Here is an 18152-nt window from a genome sequence, read left to right as displayed (position 1 = left end):
GGGGACGCTCACCGGCTCCCCCGTCCCCGCCATTGCCACTGAGTCGCTCAGAGACTCAATGGCGAGGGTCGGGCGGCGCAGGTCGAGCCGACTCCGCCATTGCCACTGAGTCGCTCAGAGACTCAATCGCAAGGGTCGGGTCGAGGGCCCCGGGCGCCGACCGGCGCCCCGACGAGCACCACCTGTGGAGAACGTTCGGTGATTGTCGGTGCACGCGAGTGTGATGGACGAACGCATCGACAAGGGGGAAGAGATGGAGACGGAGTTCGACTGGCAGCAGATGGAGGGCTGGAGCGCCGAGGAGGTGGAGTGGTACTTGATGGGACCGTTCGACGGCGGGATCCCGGGGACCGTACGCCGGGTCCGGCGGGTGCTCGACGTGTCCCAGCGCGGCCTCGCCGCGCTCCTGGGCGTGTCCCAGTCCGTCGTGGCGCGGTGGGAGACCGGCAGGACGAGTCCGCGCGCGTCGGTGCTCCAGCACCTGCTTCGCCTGGCCGGCCTCGGGAGCCGGATGACCGACATCGAGACGGGTGAGGAGGTCCAGCCCATGCGTGACGACGGGGCACGCGACCGGGGCGGACGTCGCTTCCCGGCCCACGTCGACCTGACCGTCGCGGGCTGGTGGCGTCCTCGCGGCGTGGAGTCCACGGCCGACCTCCTGTGGTGGCGTCGTCAATCCCGCCAGAGGCGGGCGCCGAGGGTCGTGTTCCACACGTCGTTGCGGCACATCTACCGACTCCTCGACGGCACACCAATGGACCACCCCTCGCACGAGCAGCTCGTGGCGGAGGCGGTCCACCTCGACGAGGTCAGGGAGGAGCGACGTCGACGCATCCTGGAGGAGCGGCCGTGGTTCCGTCCCCCGCCCGGGTGGCTGACGGCCTGAGCTCCCTCAGAGGTTCTCCCGCTCGGCGCCGATGGTGGTGTCCGGGCCGTGACCGGTGTGGACGACCGTCGCATCGGGAAGCTCGAGCAGGCGGCGCCGGATCGAGTCCTCGATGAGGTCGGCGTCGCTGTACGAGCGCCCCGTGGCTCCGGGGCCGCCCTCGAAGAGGGTGTCGCCGGTGAAGACACAACCCAGGTCGTGGACATAGAGGCAGACGGCGCCCGGCGCGTGGCCAGGGGTGTGGATGACCGTGACAGCCGCGCCGCCGATGGTCAGGGTCTGGCCGTCGGTGACGTCCACGTCCCAGAGCTCGGCCCCCTCCTCGTCACCACCGTGGGTGAGCTCCCACAGTGGCCGGTCGTCGGGGTGCAGCAGGATCGGCGCTCCGGTGCGTCGGCGCAGCTCGGGCGCGACGCGTACGTGGTCGTCGTGGGCGTGGGTGCACACGATCGCCTTCACCGCCCGGCCGGCGACCAGCTCGAGGATCGCGTCGACGTCGTGCGGGGCGTCGATGACGAGGCACTGCTCGTCGTCGCCGATCACCCACACGTTGTTGTCGACCTCGTGGGTCTCACCGTCGAGCGAGAAGGTGCCCGAGACGACGGCGTGGTCCACCCGCACGCCCATCAGAGCACCACCACGGAGCGCAGCACGCTGGGGCCGCCTTCGGGGGCGCGGTGCATCTTCCCGAACGCCGCCTCGACGTCGCCGATGCCGATCTCCTCGGTCACGAAGGCGTCGAGGTCGAGCCGACCCTGCTGGTAGAGGTCGACGAGCATCGGGAAGTCCCGCGAGGGCAGGCAGTCGCCGTACCAGGACGACTTCAGCGAACCGCCGCGCCCGAAGACGTCGATGAGCGGGATCTCGGGCACCTTCATGTCCGGGGTCGGCACGCCGACGAGCACGACGGTGCCGGCCAGGTCGCGGGCGTAGAAGGCCTGCTTCCACGTCTCGGGGCGTCCGACAGCGTCGATCACGACGTCCGCTCCGCCCTCGTGACCGGTGCCGTCCGGCGGGGGGGTCAGCTCGCGGATCGCGGCGACGGCGTCCAGCTCGCTGGAGTTCACGGTGTGGGTGGCGCCCATCCTCTTCGCCGTCTCGAGCTTCCGGTCGTCGATGTCGACCGCGATGATCCGGGCCGCTCCCGCGAGGGCCGCACCGGCGATCGCGGCCGCACCCACGCCGCCGCAGCCGATGACGGCGACGGTCGAGCCCCGCCCGACGTTCCCGGTGTTGATCGCGGCGCCGAGGCCGGCCATCACTCCGCAGCCGAGCAGGCCGACCGCGGCAGCACGGGCCGACGGGTCGACCTTGGTGCACTGCCCGGCGGCGACGAGGGTCTTCTCGGCGAACGCGCCGATGCCGAGCGCCGCAGACAGCTCCGTGCCGGCGAGGTCACCTTCGGCGAGGGTCATCTTCTGGGTGGCGTTGTGGGTCGCGAAGCAGTACCACGGCTCACCCCGGTTGCACGCGCGGCAGTCACCGCACACCGCGCGCCAGTTCAGGACAACGAAGTCGCCCGGCTCGAGGCCGGTCACGTCCGGCCCCACGGACTCCACGACTCCGGCGGCCTCGTGGCCGAGGAGGAACGGGAAGTCATCGTTGATCCCGCCCTCGCGGTAGTGCAGGTCGGTGTGGCACACCCCGCACGCCTGCACCTTCACCACCGCCTCCCCCGGACCCGGGTCCGGGACGTTGATGGTGGTGAGCTGCACCGGCTCACCCTTGGCGAGCGCGACGACGGCCTTGACCTGCTGCATGTGTGCCTCCTACGACGTGGTGACACGACCCTCCCAAACAGATGCAACCTCCGTCGACCGGATCGCGTCCTCACCCGACACGCCGCCGACGAAACACTCGAGGATCGAGAAGGAGGTGCGCGGTGACAGCGACACTCGTCGACATGGGAGCGCACGACCGGCGAGCCGACAAGGACGCCGACTTCTCTGCGTACATGTCCGCGCGCCAGGCCGCTCTCTACCGGACGGCGTACCTGCTCGCCGGCGACCACGCGGCGGCCGAGGACCTGCTCCAGAACGCCTTCGCCAAGCTCTACCTGTCCTGGGACAAGGTCCGCGAGCGCGAGGCCCTCGACGGCTACGTCCGCCGGATCATGGTCAACGAGAACAACTCGCTCTGGCGCCGGGCGTGGAAGCGCAGGGAGCACTCGACCGACGCGATGCCCGACACCGGCGTCGTCGACACGTACGACGACGGCACGGGCGGCGCCCTCTGGTCGTTCGTCCAGACGCTGCCGCCCAAGCAGCGGTCGGTGATCGTGCTGCGCTACTACGAGCAGCTCAGCGAGGCCGAGATCGCCGAGTCACTCGGCATCTCCGTCGGGACCGTGAAGTCCCAGGCCAGCCGCGCGCTCGCGGCCCTGCGCGCGCGGGCGCCCCACTCCCTCGATCCGCATGGGCTCCACCCCCACGAGTCCGGAGGAGACACACGATGAACCACACCGACCTCGAGGACCAGGTCCACGACAGCCTGCACCGCACGGCCGCCCCCCTGGAGCGCACCCCGTTCACGGTCGGCGACGTCCGTACGCGCGCCCGCCGCATCCAGCGCCGCCGCGCTGCGGTGGCCGGCGCCGCGGTGGCCGTGGCGGTGGCCCTGGTCGTGCCGGTCGGCCTCGGCCTGGTCGGGCCGGCCCAGCGCAGCGAGGTCCCGCCCGCGACACAGACGCCCTCGCCCGCCCCGGCCGTCACCGGCACCGTCCGCATCGACACCCGCAGCGCGGAGGTCGTCGACTCGGTCGGCGTACCGCTGGTCGACGTCGACAGCCCCAGCCTCATCACTCCCGAGCGCACGATCGAGCTGCCGAAGGCGTACGACACGATCACGCCCTACCGGGACGGGTGGATCGCCGTCGCCAACGACGAGGGCAGCTTCACCCTCGAGATCCTCGACGCCGACCTCGAGCCGACGGACCCGACCAGGCCCACCGGAGGTGTCGTGGTGAGCCCGGACGGCAGTCGTGTCGCGTGGTCGGAGTACGACGACGTCCGCTGGCGGGTGCAGGTCGCCGACGTCGTCGGCGGGGAGGTCTCGACCCATCTCGAGTTCCCGCCGAGCCCCCAGGCGCACCGGGTCGTCCCGATCGGGTTCGTGTCGGAGGTGGACGTCGTCGCCACGCAGGAGCACGGCGACGGCAACACCTCGACCTTCATCGCCGACGACGGCGCGCCCATCGCACTGCCCGGCCCGATCAGGGCGCAGTCGGCGTCACCGGTCGCCGGCACGGTCGCCGCCTTCACCAGCTCCGACGTCGGCGGCTCCTGCTCGGCGATCGTCGACGGCACCGCACCCAGCGGGGTGGTGGCGTGGGAGACCTGCGACTACGCACTCGACCACTTCAGTCCCGACGGTGAGCACGTCGTCGGCACCGTCGCGGCCGACGGCGAGTACGGCTCACCGACGCTGGCGGTCCTCGACGCGACGACCGGCGAGGTGGTCGTCGACTTCGAGCTGGTGATTCCCCGCCGCCAGGTCGGCGGCGTCAACGAGACGAACATCCTCTGGGAGGACGACGGCCACCTCGTGGCACGGGTGTGGCCGGGTGGCGAGGGCAGCGCGATCGTGCGCCTCGGGCTGGACGGCACGGTGCAGCGCCTCGGCACCGACAGTGCCGGAGCCTCGGGGCTCGCCATGGCCGAGGTCCGCTAGTCGAGGTCGGTCTTGAACGACGCGAGCAGGCTGGCGATGACCTCCTCGCCCTCCTCGGGGGTCAGGCTGTCCGGGTTGCCCTGGTAGATCGCGATGTTGATCAGCCACGCGCTGTCGAGGAACATCACGCCGTAGTAGTGGGACTCCTCGTTGTCGTCGCGGGTGTCGATCACGTGCCACGCGTTGTACTTGCCGCCAACCACCGCGTTGTCCTGGCGCTCCATCACCTTCGGGCCGCCGTTGTCGCGGATCCATTCCTTGGCGTAGCCGTCGATCGACGTCCCCAGGGTCAGGTTGGGCGACAGCGTGAGCGCGCTCTGGCTGTCGTTGTAGCCCTGGACGATGCCGTAGTCGCTGACCCGCTTGTACGTCCGGAGCGCGCGCATCGACGCTCCCGGCACCTTCACGACCTTGCCGTCGGCGGGCTCGACGACCGGGGTGCTGGGTTCCGGCACGGGCACCGGGGTCGGGCTCGTGGAGGTCGTGCCCGGCGTGCCGGCGTCCGGGTCGCCCGCGGACTCCCCGGTGGACCACTGACACCCGGCCGTGACGGCCAGGACGCCGGCCGCCACGGCCGACGAGAGCGCGAGGCGAGGACGAGATGCCCGAGAAGTCATGCGTCGAGCCTAGCCACGAGGGACGATGGTGACCGACCCGGATCGGCCGATTAAGGTTGGTTTCGGCTCTGTGTTCAGGGGGAAAGGACAGACCATGCTGCCGCTCGAGGACCGCGAACTGCTCACCCAGACCATGGTGGGGCTCAACATCGACGCCGAGACCATCGCCTCGCTGCTGTTCTCCTTCGACAGGGCTGCCGAGGGCCTGGAGAACGACCCGATCTCCCGGGTCGCGGCCACGTCGTTCGGTGGTTCCTTCACCGGTGGCCACCGACTCGCCACCAACGTGGAGATGGCCCACGAGGCCGTCGGCGAGGAGCTCAGCCGGATGGTCGCCGGACTGCGCGAGATGGGCGCCTCGGTCCAGCAGTTCAGCAACGACGTGCAGCAGACCACCGAGCAGACCGTCGCCACGGCTGCTCGCATCGAGGTCGCCACCGAGTGCATCGCCGCGCCCACCTTCTCCTCCAGCCAGTGCACGCTGCCGACTGAGAGCCAGGACTGACACGATGACCAAGGGACCCAACCGCAAGATCCTCGACGACTACCTCGACACCGCGCTGGGCGGTCACCTCCAGGTCGTGGGCGACGACTGGAAGCGCAAGGCCCAGGACCTGCGGACGCTGAGCAACGCGCTCAAGCTGGCCGCGACGCAGGCCGAGCTCCGCATCGGCGAGCAGACCCTCACCGGCCCCGCCCTGCGAGCCGGCATGGAGAAGTCCGCCACGTCGATGACCGAGAAGTCCGACGTGCTGCGCGCGGCCGGGGACGCGCTCGTCACCGTCGGTCAGCAGATCAACGACACCAAGGACGCCCGCGACACGATGGCCGACATCGGTCCGCGACCGGCCGCCTACCAAGCCCCTGCCAACACCACCGGCGTCGAGACCACCCCCGAGGAGCTGCAGGCCCAGGCCCAGGCGGCCCAGGCCCGCCAGGCCGAGATCAACGCCTGGCAGACCCAGTACGACAAGCAGGAGGCCCGCTCCCTCACGCTGACCAGGCAGCTCGACGCCGCCTTCATCGGTGCCATCCCGCCGATGAAGCAGATCCATGGCCAGAAGGACCCCACCGAGCCGACCGACGACGTTCCTTCCGGCCCCGGCGGCCCCTACCTGCCCGGCACCCAGGCTCCGCCCCCCACCGGCGGCGGCGGTGGCGGCGGCAAGGACGCCCAGGGCTACTTCGTCGACAGCTGGATCGAGCACGGCTCCGAGGTCACGACGACGAACACGACCACCAACCCCACGCTCCCGCCGACGCAGCCCCCGACGGTGCCGCCGACCCAGCCGCCGACCCAGCCGCCGACCCACCCGATCTCGCTGCCGGTCCCCTCGGAGACCACCACGGTGACCGGCAGCCAGCAGAGCGGCGTCACCTACCAGGGTCCGCAGGTCTCGACCCCGACCTCGTCGGGCGGCGCCGGTGGCGCGGGTGGCATGAACGCCGCCGCCTTCGGCGCGGCAGGCGCGGCCGGCGGCGCGAGCGGGATAATGGGCGGCGTACGAGCAGGCTCCGCGCCCGCCTCGGCCGGCAGCGCCCCGACCCGGCAGATCGGTGCGACCGGTCGCAGCGGCAGTGCGGGCGCGCTCTCCCGCACGCCCGCCGCCTCGAGCGGCTCCGCCGCAGGGCGCGGCGCCACGGCCGGCAGCCCGACGTCTCGTGGTGCAGCCGGCGCGGCTGGTGCGCGCGGTGCGGCCGGTGCGCGCGGTGCGGCCGGTACGGCCGGCTCGGCCGGCGGACGCGGCGGCGCCGGCGCGCGCAGCGCGGGCGCCGGTGCCGCGGCTGGACGCGGTGGCCGCAAGGGCGAGCGCGACGAGTCACAGCAGCGCGACAGCCTGGTCTACGACCAGGACTGGCTCGGCGACGACGACGTCGCCCCCGGGGTTCTCGACTGAGGTACGCCTCGCTCGAGCGTTCGAAGATGCAGGTCCCCGCTCTCGGGCGGGGGCCTTCGTCGTCTCGTCAGTCGTGCGCCGTCGCCGTCTGCGCCCGCGCGGCCCCCGGCAGCCAGCGGCACATCACCAAGGCCTCGGACCCGTCGCGGTAGTAGTGCGGGCGCACGTCGATGACGCTGAACTGGCGCGCGACGTAGAAGCCCAGCGCCGCCGCGTTGGACACGCTCACCTCGAGCAGCATCCGCGACGCGTCGTCGGTGCCGACCAGGAGCTCGTCGAGCAGGGCCGAGGCCACGCCGGACCGGCGGGCGCCGGGGCGTACGCCGATGCGCAGCAGGTCGACGATGTCACCTGCCGTCATCGTCACGCCGTAGCCGGAGAGGTCGTCAGTCACGACGAACGTGCGGCCGGGCCCCTCGATCTCCTGCCGGATCAGCTCCTCGCTCCACGCGTCGGCCCCGAACAGCTCCTGCTCGAGCGCGGCGAGAGCCGGGATGTCGGCCGGCGTGGCGGGTCGGATCACGAGACAGGCTTTCTGGATGCGCCGGCGACCGCGTCCGGGCGTCGCAGGTAGAGGGGCTCGGGGTCCAGCAATTCTACGAGCTCGGAGCCGACCCCGGTGGCGATCCAGCCCGCACCGGGGCGTACGGGAGCGATGGCGTGTGGGAACACGTCGGGGTAGAGCTCCGGTCCGGCGCCGGCGACCGGGGCGTCGGTGGCGACGTCGGCGGGCTTGGTGACGACGGGGCCCTCGAGCCGGCGACCGTCGCCGTCGTAGGAGGCGAGGTAGACCTCCTTGCGCCGCGCGTCGGTGGCCACGAGGAAGCTGCCCGGGGTGGCACCGGTGGAGACCACCTCGAGGGCGACCGCGTCGAGTGAGCACACGCCGTAGACCGGCACGTCCAGCACGAGCCCGAGGGTCCGCGCGGTCACGACGCCCACGCGCAGCCCGGTGAACGGCCCCGGGCCGACGCCCACCGCGATGGCAGTGAGGTCCTGGCGGACGAGGCCGGCCTCCTCGAGGGACCGGGCGATGAGGGGCGCGAGGTGCTCGCCGTGCTTCATCGGCTGGTCGGAGGAGAGCTCGACGACCACGCGCTCCCCGTCGTGGAGGGCGACGGAGACCAGCTGGGTCGCGGTGTCGAAGGCGAGGAGCACGCGTCGAGGCTACTGTCCGACGATCCAGCGGAGCGAAACCCGGCGCGGATCGAGCTCGTCGTCGTCCGGCACTGCACCGACCGCGCGATCGATGACGATCTCGAGTCGCGAGTCGGACAGGGCCTCGGCCAGTCCCCCGCCCCACTCCACGACCGTGACCGCCGAGTCGAGCGAGGTGTCGAGGTCGAGGTCGTCGAGCTCCTCGAGCGAGCCGAGGCGATAGGCGTCGACGTGCACCAGGGCCGGACCGTCGCCGAGCGAGGGGTGCACCCGGGCGATGACGAAGGTCGGCGACGCGACCTGGCCGCGGACCTGCAGGCCGGCCCCGAGGCCCTGGGTGAAGGTCGTCTTGCCGGCTCCGAGCTCGCCGGTGAGCACCACCAGGTCGCCGGCGACGAGGCTGCCGCCGACGCGCGCGCCGAGGCCGCGCATCGTGTCGGCGTCGGGGGCGTCGAAGGTGCTGCCGAGCCAGCGGGCGAGCTCGACGTAGGGGCTGCGTTGGCCGGTGACGACGAAGTCCTGGGCCTCCCAGAAGGCGACGGTGTCGGTCAGCTCCTCGCGGGCGACCACCCGTACGGCCGACCGGCCGGTCGACGCCTCGACGGCCGCCTCCACGAGGGCAGTCGCCACGCCCCTGCCCTGGGCGGCCGGCGTGACGCCGAAACGACGCAGCACCATGCCGTCGGCGGCGGGATCGAGCACCACGCAGCCGACGGGGACGTCGTCGAGCGTGGCGAGCAGGCCGCCGCGCCGCTCGAGCAACCGCCGGATCGACGTGAGGTCCTCGCCGAGCGCGTCCGCGGGCGGGTCGAGGACGGGACGCGCCCCGAACGCCTCCTGCACCACGGCCAGGACCTCGGCGGCCGCCTCCGGGCCGACGCGGCGTACGACCACGCTCATCGTGCCGCCCGCCCCTGGGCGAGTGAGATCAGGTCGTCGAGCTCGGCGGTGACCTGCTTGTGCCGCTCGAGCAGCACCATGTGGCCGGCACCCTCGCACTCGAGCAGGCTGGAGCCGGGGATGCGGCTGTGCAGCTTGCGGCTGTGACCGACCGAGGTGATCTTGTCCTCGGTGCCGCAGATGATCGACGTCGGCACCCGTCCCAGGGCCTCGAGGTGCTCGAAGTTGTCGAGCGTGGCGAAGGCCGGGTAGAAGTCGGCGACGACCGCGAACGGCGTCGAGTTCAGCATCGAGTAGACGAACTCGACGTGGGAGGCGGGCACGTCGTCGGTGCCGAAGGCGTAGCGGTCGGTGAAGACGTCCGCGACGGCGTGGCCCCACGCGCGAGCGTGGTCGACGACCCGGTGACCCCGGTCGAGCGTACGCACGGCCCGGCCGACGAACCGTCCGCCGAGGCCGAGCGGAAGCATCGGGAACAGGATCCGGCCGGGGTCGAGCCCGCCCGCGGTCGTGGACATCAGCGCGGCGCCGACGACCTTGTCCCCGAAGAGGTCGGGGTGGTGCTCGGCGAGCGAGATCACGCTCATCCCGCCCATCGAGTGGCCGACGACCACGCAGCGGCCGGGCACGGTGTGCTCGATGACGCGCCGCAGGTCGTGGCCGAGCTGCTCGATGGTGCAGTGGTCCTCGTCGGACCGCGCGGACCGGCCGTGGCTGCGCTGGTCGTAGAACACCGTGCGCACCTGGCCGCGGTAGGCGGCGCGCTGGAAGTGCCAGCAGTCGAGGTTGAGGGAGTATCCGTGGACGAACACCACGGTGAGGTCGTCGTCGGTGGCCGGCGGTCCGCCGAAGTCGGACGGCTCGTCGATCTCGACGTGCAGGTCGACGGCGTCGTCGGCGACGACCACGCGCGGTGCGCTGTGGAGCTCGCCGAAGGCCACCGCCTCCCCGGCGGCCCGGTTGCCGATGATCCGGTTCTGGCGGGCGATGCCGACGGCGCCGGCGGCAGCGGCGAGGCCGGCTGCGCCCACGACGGTGCCGAAGATGCGGCCCTTGATGCTCAACGGACGGTCCCTTCGCTCGCCCCGTCAGGGGCGTCGGTGTCGATGTGGCGCCGGACGAAGCGGCCGCCGATGCGGGTCACGATCTCGTAGCTGATGGTGCCCACCGCGGCTGCCCAGTCCTGTGCGGTCGGCTCGCCGACGTCGCCGGGGCCGAAGAGGACCACCTCGGTGCCGGCCGGCGGCAGCTCGCCGTGGAGGTCGACGACGAGCTGGTCCATGCAGACCCTGCCGCGGATCGGGCGCACGGAGTCATCGACCCACACGGACGCGGCGTTGCCGGCTGCGCGGATGATGCCGTCGCCGTAGCCCACGGGCACCAGACCCACGGTCGTGTTGTCGTCGGCGTGCCACGTGTGGCCGTAGGAGACGCCGGCGCCGGCCTCGATCGCCTTGCTCATCACGAGCCGGGCGCGCGCGGTCATGGCCGGACGCAGCCCGATGCGCGGGCTGGTCCCGGGGGCCGGGTCGAGGCCGTACGTCGCGATGCCGCAGCGCACCAGGTCGAAGTGCGACGACGGTCGCAGGAGCGTCGCCGCGGAGTTGGCCAGGTGGGTCACCCGGGGGTCGAGCCCGGCGGACTCGGCCAGCGAGACCGCGTCGCGGAAGGCCGCCTCCTGGGCGTCGTTGGCGGGGTGGGCGGGCTCGTCGCTGGCGGCGAAGTGCGACCAGATGCCCGTCACGGTGATCCGGCCCTCGCGCTCGAGGTCGCTCGCGACGGCGAACAGGTCGTGCCACTCCTGTCGCGCGGCGCCGCCGCGGGACAGGCCGGTGTCGACCTTGAGCTGCACCCGGGCGCCACCCACGGCCGCGATCTCCTCGAGCTCCGCCTCGGAGTAGGCCGTGACCTCGACCCCGGCGGCCACGGCCGACGCGAAGTCGTCGCCCGGTGCGCTGAGCCAGCACAGGAGCGGACCGCGGTCGCCCGCGGCACGCAGGGCGAGCGCCTCATCGATCGTCGCCACGCCGAGCCAGTCGGCGCCGGCATCGCGGGCGGCGGCGGCGACCTCGACCATGCCGTGGCCGTAGCCGTCGGCCTTGACGACCGCCATCAGGGCCACGGGGCCGTCGACGGACACCAGGTCCTTGAGGATCCGCACGTTGTGGCGCACGGCAGCGAGGTCGACCACGATCTCGGCGCGCGGCAGCACGGGATCGCTCATGCCATCGATCATCCCAAACCTGCGAACGTCTCGCGGATGACCTGCGGGATCTGGACCGCGACCCGGCTCGCGGTCAGGGGCCCGCCCCCTGCCGCCTCGGTCGCCGCGGCGCCGTGCAGCCACGAGCCCACGGACGCCGCGTCGTACGGCTCGAGGCCCCCGGCGAGCAGCGCCCCGACCAGTCCGGAGAGCACGTCGCCGGCCCCGGCCGTCGCCAGCCACGGCACGCCGGTGGTCGTGACCCGGACCCGTCCGTCCGGCGCGGCCACGAGCGTGTGGTGGCCCTTGAGCAGGACCACGCAGTCCCACCGGCGGGCGGCCTCGCGCGCGTGCTCCAGTGGCGCAGCCTCCACCTCCTCGCGGTCGACACCCAGCATCGCGGCCAGCTCTCCGGCGTGCGGCGTCAGGACGCACCCGGGGAGCGGGCCGTCGACGTGGCGCAGCGCGTCGGCGTCGACCACCACCGGCACGCCGTCGGCGCGGGCCTCGCCGAGCATCCGGGGTGCGTCGCCGCCGCCGCCGGGCCCGACGACCCACGCCTGGACGCGCCCCTCCCCCACGACCTCCGGGTGGGCGGAGCGTACGGAGTCGGCGACCTTGTCGTCCGCTTGTCCTGAGCCTGTCGAAGGGACGTAGCGGACCATGCCGACCAGGCCCGTGTTGGCGCCGGCGACCGCGAGCAGCGCGGCCCCGGGGTAGGTGCCCGATCCGGCGCGTACGCCGACGACGCCGCGGGTGTACTTGTGGTCGGCGTCGCCCGGGCGGGGCAGCAGCGCGCGCACGTCGGCGGGCTGCAGGGCCTCGACCGCGGGCTCCCCGAGGTCGTCGAGGCCGAGGTCGACGAGGTGGAGCGCGCCGGCCGCGCGGGCGGCCGGGTCGACGAGGTGGGCCACCTTGTGCGTGCCGAACGTGACGGTGAGGTCGGCGCGCACGTGTGGTCCGTCGAGCCTCCCGGTGTCGACGTCGACGCCCGACGGCACGTCGACCGCGACGACCGGGACCCCGGCGTACGCCTCCAGCGCGGCGACCGCGTCGGGGCGCAGGCCGGGCCGTCCGCCGATGCCGACGATCCCGTCGACGACGACGTCGGGAGTCGGGTGCAGGTCGGCGAGGTCGCGGGCGGCGTGACCGCCGGCGGCGCGCAGCGCGGCGAGACCGGCCTCGTGGACGCGGTCGGCGAGCAGGAGCGCCTCGACGCGCGCCCCGCGGGCGGCGAGCCGGGCGCCGGCCCACAACGCGTCACCGCCGTTGTCGCCCGGTCCGACCAGCAGCAGCACCCGGCGGCCGTAGCCTCCGCCGAGCAGGTCGAGGACGGCGGCGGCGAGACCGGCGGCCGCGCGCTGCATGAGAGCGCCCGCGGGCAGCCGCGCCATGACGGCGGCCTCGGCCCGGCGTACGTCCTCCACGGTGTGCGCGCGCAGCACCGGCCCGGCCCTCAGCTCTCCAGGACCACGACGGCGGACGCGATGCCGGCATCGTGGGACAGCGAGACGTGCACGTGCGCGACCCCCAACGCCTCGGCGCGGGCCGCGACCGTCCCGCGGATCTCGAACCTGGGGCGACCGGTCTCCTCGGAGACGATCTCGGCGTCGTGCCAGGCCATGCCGACCGGGGCGCCCAGCGCCTTGGCCATCGCCTCCTTCGCAGCGAAGCGAGCCGCCAGCGACGCCGGCGGGCGCGAGGCCTCCGCCGCGGTGAACAGCCGCCCGCGCAGGGCGGGGGTGCGCTCGATGGACTGCATGAAGCGGTCGATGTCGACCACGTCGATGCCGACGCCGATGACCGGCACGCTCCTCGCCGCCCTACTCGACCGTGACGGACTTGGCGAGGTTGCGCGGCTGGTCGACGTCGTGGCCGAGCTGGGTGGCCAGCTCGCACGCGAAGAGCTGGAGCGGCACGACCGCGACCAGCGGCTGCAGCAGCACCGGCACCTGCGGCAGCGTGATCAGCACGTCGGCGTACGGCTCGATCGTGGTGTCACCCTCCTCGGCCAGGCAGAGCGTGCGGGCGCCGCGGGCGCGCACCTCCTGGATGCCGCTGAGCATCTTGTCGTGCAGCTGGTCGCGGCCGCGCGGTGGCACCACGCACAGGATCGGCAGGCCCTCCTCGACCAGCGCGATCGGGCCGTGCTTGAGCTCGCCGGCCGCGAAGCCCTCGGCGTGGAGGTAGGCGATCTCCTTGAGCTTGAGCGCGCCCTCGAGGGCGACGGGGTAGCCGGCGTGGCGACCGAGGAAGAGCACCGATCGGCTGCCGACGTGGTCGCGGGCGAGGGCGTAGACCTCCTCGGCCTTGTCGAGCACGGCCTGCACGTGCGCCGGCATCTGCTCGAGCTGGTCCATCACCTGCGAGATCTCGTCGCCGAAGCGGGTGCCCTTGACCTGCGCGAGATAGAGGGCGAGCAGGTAGCAGGCGACGAGCTGGGTGAGGAAGCCCTTCGTCGACGCAACACCGATCTCCGGCCCGGCATGGGTGTAGATCACGCCGTCGGACTCGCGCGGGATGGTCGAGCCATTGGTGTTGCAGATGGCGAGCACCTTGGACCGCTGGACCCGCGCGTGCCGGATGGCCTGGAGCGTGTCGGCGGTCTCGCCGGACTGGCTGATCGCCACGACGAGGGTGTCGCTGGTGAGGATCGGGTCGCGGTAGCGGAACTCGCTGGCGAGCTCGACCTCGACCGGGATCCGGCACCAGTGCTCGATGGCGTACTTGGCGACCATCCCGGCGTAGAACGAGGTGCCGGCCGCGATGATGATGATCTTGTCGATGTCGCGCAGGTCCTGGTCGGACAGGCGCATCTCGTCGAGCTGCAGCAGCCCGTCGGTGCCGCGGCGACCGAGCAGCGAGTCGGCGACGGCGCGCGGCTGCTCGAAGATCTCCTTGCGCATGAACCAGTCGTGGCCATCCTTCTCGGCGGCCGACAGGTCCCAGTCGACGTGGTAGCGGCGGCCCTCGGCCGGGGTGCCGTCGAAGCCGGAGACCGCCACGCCCTCACGCGTGATGGTGACGACCTGGTCCTGGTCGAGCTCCATCGCCTCGCGGGTGTGCTCGATGAAGGCCGCGACGTCGGAGCCGAGGAAGTTCTCGCCCTCGCCGATCCCGACCACCAGCGGGCTGTTGCGTCGTGCGGCGACCACCCGGTCGGGGTCCTGGGAGTCGACGGCGACGAGCGTGAAGGCGCCCCGGAGGCCGCGACAGACGTTCTGCATCGCGACGGTGAGGTCGACACCGGTCTCGAGCTGCTCCTCGAGCAGGTGCGCCGCGACCTCGGTGTCGGTGTCGGAGGCCATCTCCACGCCGGCCGACTCGAGGCGACCGCGCAGCTCGGCGAAGTTCTCGATGATGCCGTTGTGCACCAGCGCGACCCGGCGTGCGTGCCCCAGGTGCGGGTGCGCGTTGCGGTCGGTCGGCGGGCCGTGGGTGGCCCAGCGGGTGTGGCCGATGCCGGTGGTGGCGGGCGGGAGGGGCGACTCGGCGATGGCCTTCTCGAGGTTGGCGAGCTTGCCCGCACGCTTGTCGGAGACGATCGACCCGGCATCGACGAGGGCGATCCCGGCGGAGTCGTAGCCCCGGTACTCCAGGCGCCGGAGGCCCTCGATCACCACGCCCTCGGCCGGCTGGGCACCCACGTATCCGACGATTCCACACATGGCCGGGGAGTCTATCGGCAGGCCGCTGCGCGGCTGCGGGGCGCCGCGGTGCCACAATCGCACCCATGTCCGAGGTCGCGTCGCCCTCCAACAACGGCGAGGCCTCCCCCTACGTCGAGCTCGAGCGGGCGGCCTGGGCCGAGCTCGCCGGCACCACCGAGACCGTCCTCACCCCGGACGAGGTGACTCGCCTGCGCGGCCTCGGCGACCAGCTGGACCTGCGCGAGATCGAGCAGGTCTACCTGCCGCTGTCGCGCCTGCTGAGCCTCTACGTCGCGGCCAACTCCCGGCTCCACCGCGAGCAGGAGGAGTTCCTGCACCGCGTGACCCCGCCCCGTACGCCCTTCGTGATCGGCCTCGCGGGCTCGGTGGCGGTCGGCAAGTCGACCACGGCCCGTGTGCTCCAGCAGATGCTCGCGCACTGGCCCGAGCACCCCCACGTCGCGCTCGTGACCACCGACGGCTTCCTGCTGCCCAACGCCGAGCTCGAGCGGCGCGGGATCCTGCACCGCAAGGGCTTCCCGGAGTCCTACGACCGCAAGGCCCTGCTGAAGTTCGTCATCGACATCAAGTCGGGCAAGGACGAGGTCGAGGCGCCGATCTACAGCCACCTCGTCTACGACGTGCTGCCCGACGAGAAGGTCGTGGTCAAGCGTCCCGACATCGTGATCATCGAGGGCCTCAACGTCCTCCAGCCCGCCCGGATGCGCGACGACGGCCGCACCGGCCTCGCGGTCAGCGACTTCTTCGACTTCTCCGTCTACGTCGACGCCGCCCTGGCCGACATCAAGCGCTGGTACGTCGACCGGTTCCTGCGGCTGCGCGAGACGGCCTTCCGCGACCCGGCGTCCTACTTCCGCAAGTACGCCTCGCTGTCCCACGACGAGGCCGTCGACCAGGCCACCCGGATCTGGGACTCGATCAACGAGCCCAACCTCGTCCAGAACGTCGCCCCCACCCGCTCGCGCGCGAACCTCGTGCTCCGCAAGGACACCGACCACTCCGTGCGCTACGTCCGGCTGCGCAAGCTCTGAACCGTACGGCCGGCCCCGCCCGGAGCCGGCCGTACGTCCGTCCCCCTCAGGCCGAGGCGACGGTGAAGCGCTGGCGGGCGTGCTGCGGCTGCTCGATCTCGTCGACGAGCGCCACGGCGTAGTCCTCCGCGCTGACGAAGTCGCCGGCCGGGGTGTCGAGGGCGGTGGCGTACGAGCCGGTGCGCTCGCCGGGCGCGATGACCGGCGACGGGCTGACGAAGGTCCAGTCGACGGCCTCCGGGGCGGCACGGAACAGGTCGAGGGCAGCGGCGCCGGAGGTCGCCTCGGCCTTGTACGCGTCGGGGAAGCCGTCGGTGTCGAGCAGGCGGGTGCCGTCAGGGGTGAGCAGCGAGCCGGCCCCGCCGACGAAGAGGACGCGGGCGTCGCCGGCGTTCTCGATGAGGGTGGAGACGGAGGCGAGCCAGGGCTCGTGGGGCTCGCCGGTGCGGCTCGGGCCGGTGGCGGACACGACGACGTCGTGGCTGGACGCGGCCTCGCGCACGGCGGCGGCGTCGGCCATGTCGGCGCCGGTCGAGCGGCTGAGCGCAGTGACCTCGTGGCCGCGGTCGGTGGCCTCGGCGGCGATGCGGGAGCCGACCATGCCGGTGGCGCCGAAGAGGGCGATCTTCATGAGGAGTCCTTCGGGTCGTGGAAGTGGATGCGGGGGACAGTAACCATTGGTAACCAAGCACTTCAACGTGCTATAAGTACCTGGTGGTAACCAACAGCGAGACGGCCCCCGACCGCGGTGACGCCTTCGACCCCGACTGCCCCACGCGCGTCGTGCTCGACCGGATCGGCGACAAGTGGACGGTGCTGGTCATCGGCGCCCTCAAGGACGGTCCCCTGCGGTTCAGCGTCCTCCGGGCGCGCATCGGTGGCGTCGCCGCCAAGGTGCTGACCCAGACCTTGCGGGCGATGGAGCGCGACGGCCTGCTCACCCGCACGGTCCACGCGCAGGTGCCCCCGCGGGTCGACTACGAGCTCACCGGGCTCGGGGCCTCGCTCACCGGTCCGATCCAGACCCTCACCGACTGGGCCGAGACCCACGTGGCGCAGATCCTCGGCGCGCGCGACGACTACGACAGCGCCGCCGAGGGCTGATCAGAGCTTCTTCTGCAGCTCCAGCAGGGTCTCGATCGTGCGGTAGCCCAGCGCCTCGTTGACGGCGTTCATCCACGTGTTGACCTCCGCGTTGGAGGTGTCGACCGAGACCAGGTCGGGGTACGTCGCCACCACCAGGTCGTGGGTCGCGAGCTTGAGCGCCAGCCCCAGTCGCTTCCCCCGGTGGGCCGGGTCGACGATCGTGATGCCGACCTGCGCGTGCTCGCGGTCGGTGTCGTCCACGCGTACGTCCGACACCCCCGCGACCGCGCCGTCGGGCGCGATCGCCATCGCCGTCTGCACGTGCCGCCCGGTGTCGATCTGGCGCTGCTCGGCCGCGCGGATCCTCCCGGGGGTCCACTCCGAGGCCTCCAGGTCGAGCTCGCCCAGCGGCACCTCCGACATCAGCATCCCGAGCAGCCGGCCGAACGACTCGACGTGCTCCTGGGGGCAGACGGTGTCGAAGGTGATGATCCGGTAGCCCTCCGGCACCGGCGCCGAGGCTGCCAGTGCGTCACGGCGCTCGACGAAGTCGGTGAGGGTGAGCTCCTTGATGGACTCCCGGCTCGCCACGTCGTAGCCCATCGCGCGGGCGAACCGCTCGGCGGTCCCCGAGCCGCCGGGCGGCAGGTACGCCTCGCTCTGCACCGTCGTGCGGCCGTCGCCGAGCGCCACGACCTCGAGCTCCTCGACGAGCCGGCGGCCGATGCCCTCGCGGGTGCAGTCGGGCCGGACGTAGGCGAAGGCCATCGCCGTGTGCAGGTTCTCCTTCAGCGTGCGCGTGAGCAGCCCCGCGCCGACCATCTCGCGACCGTCGATCGCGCCGACGAGCGTGATGCCGCGCTCAGGGTTGTCGACCGGCAGCGCGAGCCGGCTCTGCTCCCACACCGGCCACGGCTTCCCGGGCCGCTCGGCGGTGGCGGCGTGCCCGACCTCCCACCACGCCCGCAGGGCTGCCTCGTTGCGGGGGTTGATCTGCTCGATGTCGACCACGCACGGAACCTAGCCGTCGCGG

The 18152-nt window shown here is 72.5% G+C and carries 20 protein-coding genes; 7 read left to right on the top strand and 13 right to left on the bottom strand.

The genetic code is table 11. The annotated features are described in order from the left end of the window. Positions 1-223: 223 nt before the first annotated feature. Positions 224-886 (top strand): helix-turn-helix domain-containing protein, encoded by a 663-nt coding sequence (locus EXE59_RS10855; protein ID WP_135838912.1) that lies wholly within the window; start codon positions 224-226, stop codon positions 884-886. A gap of 6 nt (positions 887-892) precedes the next feature. Here the strand turns inward: EXE59_RS10855 and EXE59_RS10850 are convergent, their stop codons facing one another. Next, positions 893-1501, bottom strand: coding sequence for an MBL fold metallo-hydrolase (locus tag EXE59_RS10850; RefSeq protein ID WP_425464513.1), 609 nt, complete (start codon positions 1499-1501; stop codon positions 893-895). Between the two features lie 11 nt (positions 1502-1512). After that, on the bottom strand, positions 1513-2646 hold the full coding sequence (locus EXE59_RS10845) for an S-(hydroxymethyl)mycothiol dehydrogenase (RefSeq protein ID WP_135838910.1): 1134 nt from the start codon (positions 2644-2646) through the stop codon (positions 1513-1515). A 122-nt stretch (positions 2647-2768) separates the two neighbouring features. On the opposite strand from EXE59_RS10845, the gene EXE59_RS10840 reads away from it, so the two are divergent. Continuing rightward, entirely contained in the window at positions 2769-3341 is a 573-nt protein-coding gene (locus EXE59_RS10840) for a SigE family RNA polymerase sigma factor (RefSeq protein WP_246056701.1), read from the top strand. After that, a complete protein-coding gene (locus EXE59_RS10835; RefSeq protein ID WP_135838909.1) occupies positions 3338-4555 on the top strand; it encodes a TolB-like translocation protein in 1218 nt (405 codons plus the stop codon). Before EXE59_RS10840 ends, EXE59_RS10835 begins: the two co-directional genes overlap by 4 nt. On the opposite strand, the gene EXE59_RS10830 is transcribed toward EXE59_RS10835, so the two are convergent. Further along, positions 4552-5172, bottom strand: a complete 621-nt coding sequence (locus EXE59_RS10830; protein ID WP_135838908.1) for a hypothetical protein — start codon at positions 5170-5172, stop codon at positions 4552-4554. The genes EXE59_RS10835 and EXE59_RS10830 overlap by 4 nt on opposite strands. A 94-nt stretch (positions 5173-5266) precedes the next feature. On the opposite strand from EXE59_RS10830, the gene EXE59_RS10825 reads away from it, so the two are divergent. Both EXE59_RS10825 and EXE59_RS10820 read left to right on the top strand, forming a co-directional pair. Next, entirely contained in the window at positions 5267-5677 is a 411-nt protein-coding gene (locus EXE59_RS10825) for a hypothetical protein (RefSeq protein ID WP_135838907.1), read from the top strand. Positions 5678-5681: 4 nt separating this feature from the next. Next, positions 5682-7070, top strand: coding sequence for a hypothetical protein (locus tag EXE59_RS10820; RefSeq protein WP_135838906.1), 1389 nt, complete (start codon positions 5682-5684; stop codon positions 7068-7070). A gap of 67 nt (positions 7071-7137) precedes the next feature. On the opposite strand, the gene EXE59_RS23745 is transcribed toward EXE59_RS10820, so the two are convergent. From EXE59_RS23745 to glmS, 8 genes are read right to left on the bottom strand one after another with little or no spacing between them, the layout of a single operon-like run. Further along, a complete protein-coding gene (locus EXE59_RS23745; protein WP_168218481.1) occupies positions 7138-7593 on the bottom strand; it encodes a GNAT family N-acetyltransferase in 456 nt (151 codons plus the stop codon). After that, entirely contained in the window at positions 7590-8228 is a 639-nt protein-coding gene (tsaB, locus tag EXE59_RS10810; protein WP_135838904.1) for a tRNA (adenosine(37)-N6)-threonylcarbamoyltransferase complex dimerization subunit type 1 TsaB, read from the bottom strand. Before tsaB ends, EXE59_RS23745 begins: the two co-directional genes overlap by 4 nt. A gap of 9 nt (positions 8229-8237) precedes the next feature. Beyond that, on the bottom strand, positions 8238-9128 hold the full coding sequence (gene tsaE / locus EXE59_RS10805) for a tRNA (adenosine(37)-N6)-threonylcarbamoyltransferase complex ATPase subunit type 1 TsaE (protein WP_135838903.1): 891 nt from the start codon (positions 9126-9128) through the stop codon (positions 8238-8240). Then, positions 9125-10192, bottom strand: a complete 1068-nt coding sequence (locus EXE59_RS10800; protein WP_135838902.1) for an alpha/beta fold hydrolase — start codon at positions 10190-10192, stop codon at positions 9125-9127. Before EXE59_RS10800 ends, tsaE begins: the two co-directional genes overlap by 4 nt. Continuing rightward, entirely contained in the window at positions 10189-11352 is a 1164-nt protein-coding gene (gene alr / locus EXE59_RS10795) for an alanine racemase (protein WP_135838901.1), read from the bottom strand. Before alr ends, EXE59_RS10800 begins: the two co-directional genes overlap by 4 nt. 8 nt (positions 11353-11360) lie before the next feature. Continuing rightward, a complete protein-coding gene (locus EXE59_RS10790) occupies positions 11361-12776 on the bottom strand; it encodes an NAD(P)H-hydrate epimerase (protein ID WP_210428960.1) in 1416 nt (471 codons plus the stop codon). An 11-nt stretch (positions 12777-12787) separates the two neighbouring features. Next, positions 12788-13141: a holo-ACP synthase gene (locus tag EXE59_RS10785; RefSeq protein WP_135838900.1), complete on the bottom strand. Its 354-nt coding sequence runs from the start codon at positions 13139-13141 to the stop codon at positions 12788-12790. A gap of 13 nt (positions 13142-13154) precedes the next feature. Continuing rightward, on the bottom strand, positions 13155-14999 hold the full coding sequence (gene glmS, locus EXE59_RS10780; RefSeq protein WP_135838899.1) for a glutamine--fructose-6-phosphate transaminase (isomerizing): 1845 nt from the start codon (positions 14997-14999) through the stop codon (positions 13155-13157). 65 nt (positions 15000-15064) lie between these two features. On the opposite strand from glmS, the gene coaA reads away from it, so the two are divergent. Beyond that, a complete protein-coding gene (coaA, locus tag EXE59_RS10775; protein WP_135838898.1) occupies positions 15065-16033 on the top strand; it encodes a type I pantothenate kinase in 969 nt (322 codons plus the stop codon). Positions 16034-16079: 46 nt separating this feature from the next. Here coaA and EXE59_RS10770 read toward each other — a convergent pair whose 3' ends face one another. Beyond that, positions 16080-16664, bottom strand: a complete 585-nt coding sequence (locus tag EXE59_RS10770; RefSeq protein WP_135838897.1) for an NAD(P)-dependent oxidoreductase — start codon at positions 16662-16664, stop codon at positions 16080-16082. Between the two features lie 83 nt (positions 16665-16747). Here EXE59_RS10770 and EXE59_RS10765 point away from each other — a divergent pair, with 83 nt between their 5' ends. After that, the gene (locus EXE59_RS10765) at positions 16748-17137 is read left to right on the top strand and encodes a winged helix-turn-helix transcriptional regulator (protein WP_135838896.1); all 390 of its coding nucleotides are present in this window, start codon (positions 16748-16750) and stop codon (positions 17135-17137) included. Here the strand turns inward: EXE59_RS10765 and EXE59_RS10760 are convergent, their stop codons facing one another. Beyond that, positions 17138-18130: a GNAT family N-acetyltransferase gene (locus EXE59_RS10760; protein ID WP_135838895.1), complete on the bottom strand. Its 993-nt coding sequence runs from the start codon at positions 18128-18130 to the stop codon at positions 17138-17140. Between the last annotated feature and the right edge of the window lie 22 nt (positions 18131-18152).

The organism is Nocardioides eburneiflavus (assembly GCF_004785795.1).
GTDB classification, from domain to species: Bacteria; Actinomycetota; Actinomycetes; order Propionibacteriales; family Nocardioidaceae; genus Nocardioides; species Nocardioides eburneiflavus.
Note: the sequence above shows the minus strand (reverse complement) of the source record. Positions and strands in the feature narration are given on the sequence as shown.